The organism is Variovorax sp. SRS16, from assembly GCF_901827165.1.
Classification (GTDB): Bacteria; Pseudomonadota; Gammaproteobacteria; order Burkholderiales; family Burkholderiaceae_C; genus Variovorax.
This window is the reverse complement of record NZ_LR594667.1, coordinates 521133-534491: the sequence shown is the minus strand read 5'-3', so window position 1 is coordinate 534491 and position 13359 is coordinate 521133. Positions and strand designations below refer to the sequence as shown.

The window sequence follows — 13359 nt, the reverse complement described above, 5'->3', positions numbered from 1 at the left end:
GGTGGCGGCACTCGTGCTGCTCCATGCGGGGGTGCGCGCCGAGGTCGCACTGCTCGATGTCGTGCTGAACGACTCGCCGCGCGGCAACTTCAACTTTGTCTTCGACAAGGGGGAATACTTCGTCGCGCGCTCGGAGCTCGCCAAGCTTGGCATCAAGACCGTCGGCCCCGAAAGCACCGTAGATGGCCAAGTCGTGCTTCCTCTGACCGGGCTCGAGGGCGTCGAGGCGGTCATCGACGAAAGCGCCCTGGAAGTTCGGCTCACTGCTGACACGGCGCGTCTAGGCACCCAGGAGATTTCGCTTGCGAGCGTCAGCCCGTACGGGCTCACCCCGGCTGAGACGAGCTTCATCGGCAACTTTCGCGTCGCGACGGACACGGTCAAGCCGGGAAGCCCCTTGTTCTATTCGGAGAACTCGTTTCGCCATCAAGCATGGCTGATGCAGGCCAACCTGTACTCCGAGGACAACACTTGGCGCTCCAGCCTGCTGCGGTTCAGTCGGGACTTCCCAAGCCAGATGCAGCGCTTGAGCATCGGCGATGTACCCAATGACGGCTATGCCGGACGAGCCATGCGCGGCGTTTGGTTCGGGCGCGCCTTCGAGATGAAGCCGTACTTCCAGCGGGTGCCAGGCCTTGCCTTTACGGCCGAGGCGGCCGTGCCCGCGATGGCCGATGTCTACGTGGACGGAATCCGGGTGCGCAGCGTCGCGGTCAAACCCGGACCTTTGTCGATGTCCGACCTCAACGTCGGCGCAGGGCTCCATGCGACGGAGGTCGTGCTGCGTGACCGCGCAGGAAACGTGCTGTCCCGCTTCACGGACCAGCGCTACCTGCCAAGCGAGGGGCTCGCGGAGGGCGTTTCTGATTATGCGGTGTCGGCCGGCGAAACCTCGGGTGGCGTCGGTGCGGGGCCTTCGTGGGGCTACAACCTGCGGTATGCCCGCGGGCTCAGTCCAGCGCTGACGCTTGGCGGGTTCGCCCAGGGGACAGCAGGCGGAGCGCATTACACCGGCGGCCAGGTCACGGCGGTCCTCGGCCAGTTCGGCAGCTTATCCGCGCAGCTGACACAGGCGAGCGGTGTCGCGCACGGCCAGGGCTTGGTCGCCGCCTTCGTCCGTCAATCCAAGCACGGCAGTGTGCAATTCCAAGCCGAGCGCTACTCGCGGGGCTTCTACGGCGAAGCTGTCACCGACCCAGGGGTGCGGGGCGCCGCGCGCTACAGCGCCACCTACCAGGCCACGGCTGCCGCTGGCGTGGTGTTCGCGCTCACCGGGGCCAAGGTCGAACGGATGGACGGCAAGGGGAGCCAAAGCCTGTCTTTCAGCGTTTCAAAGCGGTGGGGCGCCCTGAATGTCACGCTGCGAGGGACCACCGGGCACGGACCGGACGTGTCACCAGGCGTGGCCGTCTCCCTGAGCTACGACCTGGGTCTGAACCAATCGTCCGGTGCCTACGTCTCGGCCTCCCGCGGGCAGGTGGTCTCTGGCGCCGACTACTCAAGCGTCGGCTCGCGACAGCGCGGTCTCGGGTACCGCCTTGCCACCCAGCGGGTCGGTGACCAACAGGACGTGCGTGCCAGTGGCCAGTACCTCCACGAGCGGTTCAGCACTTCCTTCTCTGCCGATGCCTCGGAACGAACCGGGCAAGCGGGGGTTTCGGTGGCGAGCACGGTGGCCTGGACTCGGGGGGACGGATTGCGCATAACGCGGCCCATCGACGGTGCGTTCGCGGTGGTCGACGCGAAGTTGCCTGGTGTCAAGGTCATGATGGACAACCAGTACATGGGTCGCACCGGAGATGATGGTCGTCTCCTGGTGCCATACCTTACGAGTTGGGCCCAGCATGGCCTCACCCTGGACGAACAGAACATTCCCCTGGACTATGCAGTCGAGTCCCTGCAGAGGAACGTCTCTTTGCCGGACAAGGCTGGCGTCCTGCTGGATTTCAAGGTGCACCTTGCTCAAGCCCTCTCCGGAAGGCTGGTGTCCGCCGACGGCGTGGCCTTGGGCAGCCATCGGGTTTCGCTTGCCAGCCCTTCGGACACGCTCCGGCTGGTCACGAGCAAGGACGGCACCTTTTACACAGATGAAGGACCGCCGGGCCTTTATGAAGGCGGTCTTGTGGTGGACGGCCGGCCCTGCCAAGTATCCGTGCGCATCCCGGAACGAAAAACAGCTTTTCTGGAGATTGGGGATGTCCCTTGTACGAGCCCTTAGCCTGGCACTGCTTTGCCTGGTCTCTTGGCCGGCGCACGCTCTGCTTGGGCTGGAGATGGGCTGCTCAGTCAGCACCCGCCCACTGCAGTTTGGCAGCTACGAGGCGACAAGCGCGCAGCCCCTGAAAACCTCATCGTCGCTCAACGTCCGGTGCCTGGCGGGAGCACTGGTGAACGTCAGCTTCGGACCATCAGAGACATCCGGGAGCATCGCGACTCGCAAGATGAAGCACACCAGCAAGGCCGACACGCTGAGCTACAACATCTACTCCGACAGCAGCTACTCGCGCGTGTGGGGCACGGTCGCGTCGCGCCAGTCGGTGCCGGTCGTCCTTTCGCTGCTGCTCCTGGGGCGCGACATTCCCGTCTTCGCCAGCATTGCGCCTGGCCAGGACGTGTCGGGCGGCCAATACCATGACGGCGTGACCGTCTACATCGAACCCTGAGCACAAGAAAAAGCCCCGCGGGAGCGGGGCTTTTGGGCAGAATCACCAGTTGAGTGCCCGGCACAGTCGCGCGTAGGCCTCGGGATACGCGGCGCTGAACAGGCCGTAATACATCGGCATTTCCTTGCGATACATCGGGAGGAACTCGAGTTTGCCTTCCTCGACGCACGCCTCGACGTTGGCCAAGCGGTCCAGCAGCTTCAGCGGCACGTATTGCGGATTGTGCTGCAGCTTCCCGACGATGTCTTCGTTGCGCTCGCGTCGGGTTTCCCCAAAGCCAGAGACGCAGTCGACCATGTCGCCAATGTCCACGCCGAACGACTGCGCAAGCTCTTCCTGGGTCACCGCGGTGTCTTCCAGTGTGTCGTGCAGGTATGCGCCGACGCGAAAGAAGTTGGGCAGCTTGTAGAAGCGCACCAGGGCCTCAACGCGGTCCAGGTGGCCTTCCACGTAAGACTTGTCGCCGTACACCTGGTCGCCGTGTGCCTTGATGGCGAAGGCCCTGGCCGCGACGACTGCCTCCTCGGGAACAGGGGCATCGAAGCGTAGATGGTTGAAAGCAGAAGTAGTCATGGCCTATACCTCAGAGTTTACTTGTGAGGTATAGGCCACGAGGGTCAAAGAGGGCTGTCGGCCCTCTTTCTGGGCTCAAAGGTAGACGTCGAGGAGGTCGCCGGCAACAGAGCGCGCGGCTTCCTCGGTGATTTCGTCCGCGCGCAGCTTCTCGGCTGCGTCGATGGCGATAAAGCGCACATGCAGGTCTCCGCTCATCAGAGCCTCGAGGTCACGGGCATCGTCGTAGCCGATGAACTCCGACAGCACCGTGGGGGCGAGGTCCTCGCGGGAAAACGGCGAGCCGTCGTCTTCCGCGGCTTGGTCAACCAGCACCTGTAGCAGCGTCGCATTGAGAATGTCGCCAAGGCGCTCCGCCGGCACGCCGGCGCGGTAGAACTGGTTGACGATTTCTTTGGCGCTGCCTGCGCGAAGCGACGCGAGCACGATGTAGCCTTGCTCGGCGAGCTCGACCACCATCTGCAGATGCTTGGCATCCCGCAACGGACGAGAGAACACGTAGACGTCGGCGTCCATGCGGGCGAGCGCTGCACCGTCGTCGGCCTTGTCGACCCAGATGACCTCTCGTCCTTGCTCGGCGAGTTCGTCTGCGGTGGCGCGCAGGGTCGTGCGGATGCCGGTACCGTGAACCAGGCACAGCCCGTCCGACTGCTCGGCGGCGTCCATCCACCGGTCGACCTGGGTAATGCCGAGGTCGTAGATGGACAGTGCGGGCTTCTTTGCCGGCAGCGCCGAGATTTCGTAGCCGTCAGCGTCACGGTCCTGCTGGGACGCGTCGAAGCGACGAACGGTGAGGAAGACCTCGGTGCCGTCGGAGAGGGCCACCACGCGCGAAACCTGGTTGTCCTGCTCCAGCTCGACGCCAAGCAGGTCACGCAGCGCCTTTGCGACGTCACCGGGGGCAGAGATGTTGAGCTGGCGTATTCCGCTACGGATGGTTGGGTCCAGCAGCGCGAGACGGGCGGTGCCCTCGGACTGCTCAAGGATGTAGGTCTGGCCGCCTTGCAGGGCGTTGCGCACCAGCGTCTCCGCAGCGCTGGTTGTCGCCAGGTGGGCCGGAGCTTGCGCGGGGTTCGGGGCTTGCTGGGGCTGCGCGGGGCGGCCGCTGCCCTCGCTGGCGTAGACGGCGCTCTCCACCATGTCCAGAACATCGGCGATTGACACGTTCACGCGGCAGCGCGCGAAGAGTTGAGCGCTCACCTGGTGAGCGAAAAGGTGGAGGCTGTCGTTCTGGGGATTGGGCATGGGGCTTCCTGCTGATGGATGAAATGAACAGGGGTTTCCTGTGTCCATCGTGTAGAAAGCCCGTTTAGCCCGGACTTACGGAAAACATTATCCGGAGAGCCCTGAAGCGCGCCTCAATCCCTTAGAGGAGTACGCCGGGCATCGTCACGACGTCGTGTTCGTCGAGCGCGTACAGGTCGCTTCCCTCGGCCCGGGCCAGGAGCCGCGCGGCGGCTGCCGCCGCCATTTCCAGTCGTCTCACGTGCCTCTCGTCGAGATGGGCCGACGGGGCGACGTTGAAGCCGCAAAGCGTGCCGTACAGCCGCCCGTCTGGGAGTTGGACAGGAACTCTAATGTGCACACCAACGCCGTGAACGACGGCGCAGACCTGGCGGAGCACGCGGTTGCCGCCCACGGACTCGGCGACAAAGAGGACCTCGAGCTTGAGCTGGTCGCGAACAATCTTGAGCAGGTCGGAAATGGAACGTTGGAGGTGCGCGCCGCCGTCGTCAGCAGCGGTGATGGTGGCAATGGGAGACATCAGCGAAGAAGCGGCCAGGCCATGGCCTGGCTAAGGAAAGAAATGCACGTGGCACTACCCCGCAGGCGCAGTGACCATCGTGGGGGAAAAAGAGGCCCGCCGCGAGGCGAGCCGAACCTTGATAACCCCTTGAACAACCCCTAAGGACTGTAGGAGGATTTTCCCCTGAACAAGGCCCCCCGCAGAAGCGAAGAATTCGGCACTTCGGCGGCTTTTCAAAACACGCCGGCGGGCGTTCGCACCCGAAAGTAGTCATGGCGGTCGCGTTGACGAAAAAGCAGCGCCTGGAGGGCGCTGCTGAAGAATTAACGATAGAACTTCCCGACCGTCCGGCTGCCCGCAAAGGCAGGCGCCTTGGCGCGGCGGATGCCGTTGGTCCGCTCGTAGTCGTCATCTCCGAGGGGACCAAAGGTGTCCTTGATGTAGCTGCCGCCGCCCCCCGCATGTTCCCGGCCGGCGTCCTCGTGGTATTCGTCGTTGCCATGGAAGGAGCCGCCAGAGCCGCGCGTCCATTTGACCTTCGCCAGCAGCCCGAGGAAGGCCCGGCCCATGTACGACTGGCGCGCTTCCTCGCACGCGTTCTTGTTTTCGTACACGTTCCACTTCGCGGTGCGGCTTTCGTCCACCAGCGTGATGGATGCCTCGTTGCCAGCATAGAACTGGCGTGCGTCCGACTTCACCGGCGCAAAGCTCTTCGCCTTTGGCGTGGCGAGCTTCACCTTGCCGGTAGCTTCATCATTCACGAGGAGCGCGGTCTTGACGTTCCATTCCGAGACGACCTTGAACTCATAGCGTTCGGCCTGGTAGGTGCCCCCGCCCCCGAAGTAGCCATAGCCCGCAGAGCGCTTTTCGTCGGTGGCGTGGATTTCAGCCCAGACCGCCTTTTCCCAGTCCACATTGCGCTTGCCCTTCTGGGCGGCTTTCACACGCTCGTGCACTCGCTTGGCGAGTTCGAAGTCCGCGGCGATGGCCTTGTTGTACGCCTCGCGCAGGTCTTTCTTGAAGCCAGCCCAGGCGGCCGACGGGATGACGACCTCACCCTTTTCCCACTCTCTTCTACCCATGATGTCCTTTCGTTGAAATTTACGGCCGTCAGGCCACACGAGATGTGTAGTGACGGACCGAAGACCTGAACGAACAACGGAGGCATTTAGAACGGCAGGCGGGAGGCCGAGCGCCTCAGCTGGGCGACTGAGGGGACACCGGCAAGACGCCCTCGTCTTCCAGGAGGCGCTCGACAGTTGGAATCAGCTGCAGCCATTCCGGCCCGGTTCGCTTGATGGCTTCCGCTAGCGTGTAGTCGAACTCGGCCAGCCAGTCGGCTCGATTAAGGACCAATGCCACGGCCACCTTCTCGCCTGTGGACTGAACGGTCCAGGCTGCATGGCCGCCGCGCGCTGCATCCCTGGCCCTTGCGAGAAGGTGCCGAAGTTCCGCGTTGTCTTCCATGATGTGACCTTTTCGAGGTTGAGGTCTGCGTGGGGGTACAGGCCCAACTTTACTGCCGCGCGGGTTGCCGGCGGTCAGGCGAAGAAAAGCCGCGCACTCGAAAGTGCGCGGCTAGGAATCAGCTGAAACGCGGCCCCGGGGCTAACCGGGACAAAGTTCAGCGATTAGGCTGCTTGCAGCCCATCGTTCGCGGCGGGCGTTGCCGAAGGGACGGCGACATCCGGTGCGGTGGAAACGGCCACCTCCGGAACTGCCAGTTGACCGACTGCCAGGCCGCTGGCCAGCAGGTTGTCGAGGGTGGCGCCGGTGCCGAAGCCCACTTGTGCCAGCAGCGAGTCCACGACCGGCTTCTGCGACTGGTACGTCAGCGCGCCGCGCACCACCTGGTCGACCAAGCCGCCGCCGTTGCCGGCCGTGTTGCCGTTGCCACCATTTCCGTCGTTGCTCGAATTGCCGCCCAGACCGCCGATGTTGGCGATGCGGATGGAATCGATTTTCTCCAGGGGAGCAACCGACTTGGCGATGATTTCCGGCAGCGCTGCGATGAGCGCCAGCTTGACCTGCTGAGCGATGACATCCGGCGACAGCGTGTTCTGGGCAGCGTTGTGCTTTTCCAGCGCTTCGGCCGTTGCTTCGCCTTCTGCCAGGATACCGGCAGCGCGTGCCACTTGGGCGTCACGATGGCCTTCTGCTTCGGTGCGCAGTGCCATGGCGCGGTGGTTGGCCGCCGTCTGCTCGGCTTCTGCTGCGACCACGATGCCGATGGAGTCTTCCTCGGCGCGCTGCTGCGCGGCGATGACGGCCACGGCCTTCGTACGATTCGCGATTTCCGTTGCCTGGGCCGTGCGGACCTGTTCCTCGGCAGCGACAGCCAGCGCACGCGCCTTGTTCGCTTCCGACTCGGCCTGCGCTTCCTGCGTCGTCTTGTTCGACACCGTGATGGCCTGCTCTTGCTGGGCGAGGCGAACGGCAGTTTCCGAGGCGGTTTCCGCCGTCTTCACCGTCTGCGCCGAGGCGACGCGTGCCAGTTCGATTTCACGCTCTGCGTCGATGCTCGCCTGCTGCGAACGACGACGACCGTCTGCCTGGGTGGCGGCGATTTCCGCTTCGCGGTTGGCCGTCATCGTGGCGACTTGGAGGTCGTTCTGCAGGGTCACTTCAGCCGTGTCGCGCTTGATTTCGGCACGTTGACGGGCGGCTTCGAGGTTTCGCTGTTCGATGGCCACCTGGTTCGTCTGTTCCACGTCGTTGATGGTCTTCTTGTTCGCTTCGGTCACAGCCGTCAGTTTGGCCAGGCCCTCCGCATCGAGGACGTTGTCCACGTTGAAGTAGCGCTTGTCCGTCTGATTCAGCGAGGTCAGCGACACCGACTCCATTTCCAGGCCGTTCTTTGCCAGGTCGGGGGCGACGGCGTTCTGCACGGCCTGCGAGAACTCGTGGCGCTGCTGATGCAACTCGTTGAGAGCCATCTTTGCGGCCACGGCACGCAGAGCGTCCACGAACTTGGCTTCGACCTGCCTTGCAAGCAGTTCCGGCTTGGTCGTCAAATCGCCGAGCGTTTGCGCAGCCAGGCCGATGCTTTCAGCGTTGTTGCCAACGCGCACGAAAAAGTCAACCCCCACGTCCACGCGGAGACGGTCTCCGGTCACGAGCGAGTGGTCGTCCTTCTTGGTGACCTCGAGGCGCAGCGTCTTCAGGTTCACCCACGTGATGGAGTGGAAGATGGGCAGCACCAGGGCGCCACCGCTGAGGACGACCTTGCGGCCACCCATGCCAGTGCGCACGAACGTGCGTTCGGCGTCCACCTTGACGTAGAGCTTCGACAGTACAAAGCCGATGACGACGATGACGATGAGGACGGCGAGGAGGGGGATGCCGATGCCGGCGAGGGATGAGAGAAAGCTCATGGATAGGTTCCTTTGGTTGGATTGGGAAACGGGTTCTTGAGAAGGGGCTACTTCACGGCGCGTGCGCGGAAGTTCGAGCCATCGAAGGCCAGGAGCTCGAGGCGGGCGCCGTGCACGAGGTCGGGGGTGCCTTCCTCAGGTTGAACGAAGACGTAGTGCACGTTGCCGTGCTCGTCCCGAACGAGTGCTTCGCCGAGGAAGCCGATGCGTGCGAGCTGGCTTTGCAGCACGGCCTCGCGGCCGACCAGTGATTCCAGGGACACAGCGGTGCTGTGGTGGGCGATTTGATAGCGTTTGAAGAATGCGCCGATACCGCGAACACTGGCGAGGGCCCCGACGATGCCGATGCTTGCTGCCGGCAGCAGAGCCACTGGCTCGCCGGGGGTTCCTAGCATCGTCTGAACGGCCAAACCGGCGCAGCCGAAGCCGCCCAGAGCCGTGATGAGGGTCACCATCAGGGGGACACCCTTGATGAGGACCCAGTCCAGACCGGCGAAGTCCGGCGTATCCAGGTCCAGCAGGTTGTCGAGAACATGGGTGATGGCGGCGACGCCCAGGACCACCAAGCTGAGGAGCTCGAACATCCCTATGACTGCCACTGCCGCAAGGGCAGCTGTGAACGGTGCGACTTGAGGTAGCAGAAAGAAATCCATAGTGCCTCAAAAAAATGATTACTGACGGGTGCGCTGCCGAAGCGCGCAACAGGTTGTCCTGTGCCCTGTGTAGGGAAGCGTTTCATACGGGTACGGTTTAAGCGGTCTGCCTATCCTTACGCCCCTGGAAGTACCTAAAGCCTTGTGTCTATACGGTTCAGGTTAACTACAGGAATTTTCGTGAAGGCCAATGTCAAAACCGCGCTTGCGCTGGAACAAGCGGCACATAAGTCAGCCAAAGGCACCGTGCTCGAAGTCGCCAAGAAGAATCCCGGTCTTCTTGCGAACCGTCTCGCCCAGTCACCCGACTTGGCGAACGGTCTCGCAGACTTCGACTACATCGTCGACGAGCTGCTCTCTGCTGGCCAGCGTGAGCACATCCATCGGATGCTGGACTCCCGGTCGCTCAACGCCAAGGCTCGCCTCATCATCGTGACGGCACTGCTGACGACGTAATTCGCAGTTCTGGAATTTTTAATTCCGAAGGCTCTCCCCTGTGGAGAGCCTTTTTTCGTCTCGGGGAGTTCGACGGCCTACCGCGCCTCAGAAGTCCAACGTGGCCTGGCCAGCGTCAACCTGGGCGGAGGGTGGCGGGCCTGCCTTCTTTTCGACGCCAAGGTCCCGCAGGTGCGCCACAAACCGCGGCTCAAGGTAGCAGTTGGGCGGCGCGTCACTGAACAGTGGTGCTATCTGAGCAGTCAGGAACCCGGCCAGGCCGCAGCCAACGCCCTGCACGTCGAAAGTCAACTCCGGGTGAGCATGTGCGAAAGCGAGGAAGCGCGCAACGCCTTGTGCGACGTCTGGCAAGGAAAGGGGCCTTAGGAACCCATCCTTGGTCGGTATGCCGTAGCTGCGGCCCTGGAGGCCCTCCCCTTGGCCGTAGATGGCGCCATGGCGCAGGCGAGCCGTCAGAGCATCGCCCTTTCCGTGTCGACCCGCCCTGTTGCTGCCAAAGACGTAGATGGTTGTCACTGCGACCTGGAGTTCATGGGGCTAAATCGAAAGCGCCTCGGCTGGGCGGGGTCTGGGTCCTCGAAGGCAACTAGGTCGCGCTCGGCACCGCTCCCGCCGCCCGCACCAGGTCCTTGTACTTGTGAGCAGCGATAGCGCTGAAGCGCCGGCGGAGCGTCGAGACGTCTTCCAGCTCAGGCATTGGCTGCCAGCAAATCGGGGTGAGCGCGATGGGGCGCCAGTCGACGGCCAAGGGCGAATGCTCGTCGGCAGATTCCATCCGTTCTGGCGTCATCAGATGGGTCGGCAACCGCGACGTGGGCGAAACGCCCCACCATGCGAGCCGGCCGCCGCCGTACAGATTCATGAACGCCGCGGGCATGACGTTCCACGCCTCCCCATTGGGGGTCTCGCACACGAGGATGACGGTTCCGTCCTTCGGGGCCTTCGCCATGGGGCGCCACGCGGAAGTTCGCTCGGTAATGACGGTGAGCTTGCTGCCACTCCACTTCGCCCCAACAGGCTTGCCGCTCATGCCAACAGGTCCAGGGCCAGCGCTGCCAGCAACTTGTCCTCCGCGGTATCGCGCTGGGCGTGGTACTCCGATGCATCCTGGAGCGCCTTGTTGTGCTCGGCCACGGTCGTGGGAGCCGGAAGGCCCTCGCCGCCGGTGATGGAGGCAAAAACTTCACGTTCATTGGAAGTCAGGCGGATTGAGTCACCAGAGCGGAGCATGTGGGGAGGACCTTGATGTCTTGTTCGTTGGAGTGCACGCATTATAGCGTAACGTACCTAAAATGACAAGTAAAGCACTGCGTCTATAACGCATGAACGCTAGTGTGGAGGACTCCTGCGGCAGTGCGCGAACGTTTGCGGCCCCGCCGCGGCGCGGCCAACTGACACTGCCTGTACCTAAAATACCTCCATATTGCGGTTTAGGCGCCTTTCATGGTACGATGCGTAAAACACAAACCCACTCGGGGACCCTAGACTTCATGAACAAGCAAATTCGGTACGTTCTCCTTGGCGCGCTCGTGCTTGCCATCGGCGGAGGCATTTGGAAATCCATGTCCAGCGTGCCGGCTGCAGACGGCGCTGCTGCGGGCGACCCGGCCCCAGCATCCGCCGCCAAGGTCGCGACCGTCAAGGTGCTCACCGGGAGCGCGAAGTTTGCCTTTCTCAAGGACGAGCAGCTGACCGCAATCCTGGCTGCTGAGGGGCTCAAGCTCGAGCTGGAGAAGTCGGGCAGCACGAGCGCCGATGTGGCTCGAGCTGGCACGTTCGATGCCGTGTGGCCCGCTGGCGCCAATACGGCCAGCGATTTCAGCGCCGTCCTGCCCGGCTCGAGCGCCTACCCCGTCTTCTCGACTCCGCTGGCCGTCGCAAGCTGGAAGAAGCTGGTGCCGGTTCTGTCGGCAAACGGGCTCGTGAAGGTTGTTGGCAAGCACGGCGACCTGAACCTGGAGAAGGCGCTGCCCCTCATGGTGTCAGCCAAACGCTGGAACCAACTGTCGGGCAACGACGTCTTCAGCGTGAACCGCGGGTTTTTAGTGAACACGCCCGATGTCCGCAAGTCCAACACGGGTGCCCTGTTCATCGCTACGCTCGCCTACATCCGCAATGGCAACGAGGTCCCGACTGACCTCGCCAAAGCCGGGGCCCTTGCGGACGAGCTTTCGCCGCTCATCAGTCGGCAGGGCTTCCAAGAGAGCACTCTCTCCGGCCCCTTCGAGGACTACATCGGTCAGGGCATGGGAAAGGCCCCGCTGGTGCTCGTTTACGAAAGTCAATTCGTCGAGGCGAAGCGTCAGGGCAAGCTCAACGATGCGCACACCCTGCTCTATCCGCAGCCCGGCCTGGTCCTGAAGCACATCTTGGTCGGCCGCAGCGCGAATGGCAAGAAACTCGGCGAAATCCTTTCCAACAACCGTGAAGCGCAGGTCATCGCCGCGCAATACGGGTTCCGAACCACCGACCCGGCAATTTTCGAGGCTGCGGCCAAGGAAATCGAGCTGGATGCTCCTGAACTTCTCAATCTCGCAGATGCGCCCTCGACACCGGTCCTGGACGCGATGAATCAAGTGCTCGTCAACAAGCTCGAAGGCAAAGCCCTGCAATGACCCAACCTCTCTCTCAGCAAACCGAAGTAGCCGTTGCAACCGCCGTTACCGTGGCTCCCCTGGTACTCACACCCCCGGAGGCATTGACCCCCATGGTGCCGGCTGACGCCAAAGGGCGCGTGAAGCTGCCGGAGGCGACCCGACAGGCGGTGGATGCCCAGCTGGAGGCGTTCGTGGCCTCGCTGCAAAACGCCGACGTCGCCTCGGACGAGTTCCAAGCGAAGCTGCAGCAGGCTTTCCAGGTTGGCCGCAAGGAAATCGCTGACGCGACGACGCTCACGAACTCCTTCACCAGCGCCAATTTCGCGAAAGATGCGGAGTCGCCGGCATACCTGGCGATTCAGGAGATGCGCGAGCTCTTCGACCAGTTCAACCCCTCCAAGCAGGGCAATCTCTTCGCCCCTACCAAGGTGTTGGGCGTCCCAGTGCCCTCGAAGGTATTCGGGCTGGAGCTCCCATGGGGTGACCGCCTGACGCGCTACCTGCGCCGCTATGAGTCCGCCGACTCACATATGTCGGCAATCCAGGAGAACGTCGTCGCCGCAAAGGACGAGGTCGGCCGAGGTGTGAGCGACCTGGGGACCTCGCAGACGAAGCTCTGGGCGGCGCTCGAGAAGCTCGAGGCGGCTGTCTACTTCATCCACGGCCTGGACCAGCGCCTGAGCACGAGCATCGAAAGCATTCGCACAGCGGAACCGGACCGTGCTCGTGCGCTGGAGCAGGAAGTGCTCTATTACATTCGCCAGAACCAGGGTGACCTGCTGGCTACTCAAGCCTTGACTGTGAACGCACACCATGCGCTGGGCCAGATTCGCCGCACCGGCCGCGAAGCCATGAACGGCTGCGACCGCGTGTCCACCCTCGGCATGGCAGCAATGTCCCTCGGTGTGACGATGGCCCGCTCGTTGGGCGTCCAGATGAAAACGATGGCCATGCTCAAGGGCGCCAATGCAAGCGTCGAAGGCTTGGTCGAGGCCACCGGTACCGCTCTGAGCGACCACGCCAAGGCCACGACCGAATTCGCCAGCGACCCGCTTTTCGCCGTGCAGAAGCTGCAGGCGATGTTCGACAAGACGTACGAGGCGATGGAAATCATGGACAACTTCCGTAGCCAGTCCCTCCTGACCATGGAGAGCAATAACGCTGTGGTGCGCGGAATGCTAGACGAGCACATGCAGCGCATTCGCAACGACCAGTCGGCCACGGCCGGCAATCTTCCCGCCCCGGTTGCCGCCGGCGGCATCGCACTCTGAACCCAAAAGCCACTTCACTCAAGGA

The 13359-nt window shown here is 63.1% G+C and carries 15 protein-coding genes; 5 read left to right on the top strand and 10 right to left on the bottom strand.

What is annotated here, in order from left to right; translation table 11 throughout:
* The first annotated feature begins 1 nt into the window (after position 1).
* Together E5P2_RS30685 and E5P2_RS30680 are read left to right on the top strand one after the other, a co-directional pair.
* On the top strand, positions 2-2218 hold the full coding sequence (locus tag E5P2_RS30685; protein WP_162570959.1) for a fimbria/pilus outer membrane usher protein: 2217 nt from the start codon (positions 2-4) through the stop codon (positions 2216-2218).
* Positions 2109-2663, top strand: a complete 555-nt coding sequence (locus tag E5P2_RS30680; protein WP_332105974.1) for a Csu type fimbrial protein — start codon at positions 2109-2111, stop codon at positions 2661-2663. The genes E5P2_RS30685 and E5P2_RS30680 overlap by 110 nt, the downstream gene beginning before the upstream one ends.
* A gap of 42 nt (positions 2664-2705) precedes the next feature.
* Here the strand turns inward: E5P2_RS30680 and E5P2_RS30675 are convergent, their stop codons facing one another.
* The 7 genes from E5P2_RS30675 to E5P2_RS30645 all read right to left on the bottom strand — a co-directional run bounded on the left by E5P2_RS30675 (position 2706) and on the right by E5P2_RS30645 (position 9010).
* On the bottom strand, positions 2706-3236 hold the full coding sequence (locus E5P2_RS30675) for an HD domain-containing protein (protein WP_162570957.1): 531 nt from the start codon (positions 3234-3236) through the stop codon (positions 2706-2708).
* A gap of 75 nt (positions 3237-3311) precedes the next feature.
* Positions 3312-4481 (bottom strand): hypothetical protein, encoded by a 1170-nt coding sequence (locus tag E5P2_RS30670; RefSeq protein WP_162570956.1) that lies wholly within the window; start codon positions 4479-4481, stop codon positions 3312-3314.
* 121 nt (positions 4482-4602) lie between these two features.
* Positions 4603-5001: a hypothetical protein gene (locus E5P2_RS30665; protein WP_162570955.1), complete on the bottom strand. Its 399-nt coding sequence runs from the start codon at positions 4999-5001 to the stop codon at positions 4603-4605.
* A 305-nt stretch (positions 5002-5306) separates the two neighbouring features.
* Positions 5307-6104, bottom strand: coding sequence for a hypothetical protein (locus E5P2_RS30660; protein ID WP_162570954.1), 798 nt, complete (start codon positions 6102-6104; stop codon positions 5307-5309).
* Positions 6105-6180: 76 nt separating this feature from the next.
* Positions 6181-6450: a hypothetical protein gene (locus E5P2_RS30655; RefSeq protein ID WP_162570953.1), complete on the bottom strand. Its 270-nt coding sequence runs from the start codon at positions 6448-6450 to the stop codon at positions 6181-6183.
* A 164-nt stretch (positions 6451-6614) separates the two neighbouring features.
* The gene (locus tag E5P2_RS30650; protein WP_162570952.1) at positions 6615-8357 is read right to left on the bottom strand and encodes a flotillin family protein; all 1743 of its coding nucleotides are present in this window, start codon (positions 8355-8357) and stop codon (positions 6615-6617) included.
* Positions 8358-8404: 47 nt separating this feature from the next.
* Positions 8405-9010 carry an OB-fold-containig protein gene (locus E5P2_RS30645; protein WP_269475014.1) on the bottom strand — a complete coding sequence of 202 codons (606 nt, stop codon included), beginning with the start codon at positions 9008-9010 and terminating at the stop codon, positions 8405-8407.
* 180 nt (positions 9011-9190) lie between these two features.
* On the opposite strand from E5P2_RS30645, the gene E5P2_RS30640 reads away from it, so the two are divergent.
* Positions 9191-9466 carry a hypothetical protein gene (locus tag E5P2_RS30640; RefSeq protein WP_162570950.1) on the top strand — a complete coding sequence of 92 codons (276 nt, stop codon included), beginning with the start codon at positions 9191-9193 and terminating at the stop codon, positions 9464-9466.
* An 87-nt stretch (positions 9467-9553) separates the two neighbouring features.
* Here E5P2_RS30640 and E5P2_RS30635 read toward each other — a convergent pair whose 3' ends face one another.
* The 3 genes from E5P2_RS30635 to E5P2_RS30625 all read right to left on the bottom strand — a co-directional run bounded on the left by E5P2_RS30635 (position 9554) and on the right by E5P2_RS30625 (position 10696).
* Positions 9554-9982: an A1S_2505 family phage non-structural protein gene (locus E5P2_RS30635; RefSeq protein WP_197893621.1), complete on the bottom strand. Its 429-nt coding sequence runs from the start codon at positions 9980-9982 to the stop codon at positions 9554-9556.
* A 70-nt stretch (positions 9983-10052) separates the two neighbouring features.
* A complete protein-coding gene (locus tag E5P2_RS30630; protein WP_162570949.1) occupies positions 10053-10496 on the bottom strand; it encodes a hypothetical protein in 444 nt (147 codons plus the stop codon).
* Positions 10493-10696, bottom strand: a complete 204-nt coding sequence (locus E5P2_RS30625) for a hypothetical protein (protein ID WP_162570948.1) — start codon at positions 10694-10696, stop codon at positions 10493-10495. Before E5P2_RS30625 ends, E5P2_RS30630 begins: the two co-directional genes overlap by 4 nt.
* Positions 10697-10956: 260 nt before the next feature.
* Here E5P2_RS30625 and E5P2_RS30620 point away from each other — a divergent pair, with 260 nt between their 5' ends.
* On the top strand, positions 10957-12081 hold the full coding sequence (locus tag E5P2_RS30620; RefSeq protein WP_162570947.1) for a hypothetical protein: 1125 nt from the start codon (positions 10957-10959) through the stop codon (positions 12079-12081).
* Positions 12078-13334 (top strand): toxic anion resistance protein, encoded by a 1257-nt coding sequence (locus tag E5P2_RS30615; RefSeq protein ID WP_162570946.1) that lies wholly within the window; start codon positions 12078-12080, stop codon positions 13332-13334. The genes E5P2_RS30620 and E5P2_RS30615 overlap by 4 nt, the downstream gene beginning before the upstream one ends.
* The last annotated feature ends 25 nt before the right edge of the window (positions 13335-13359 follow it).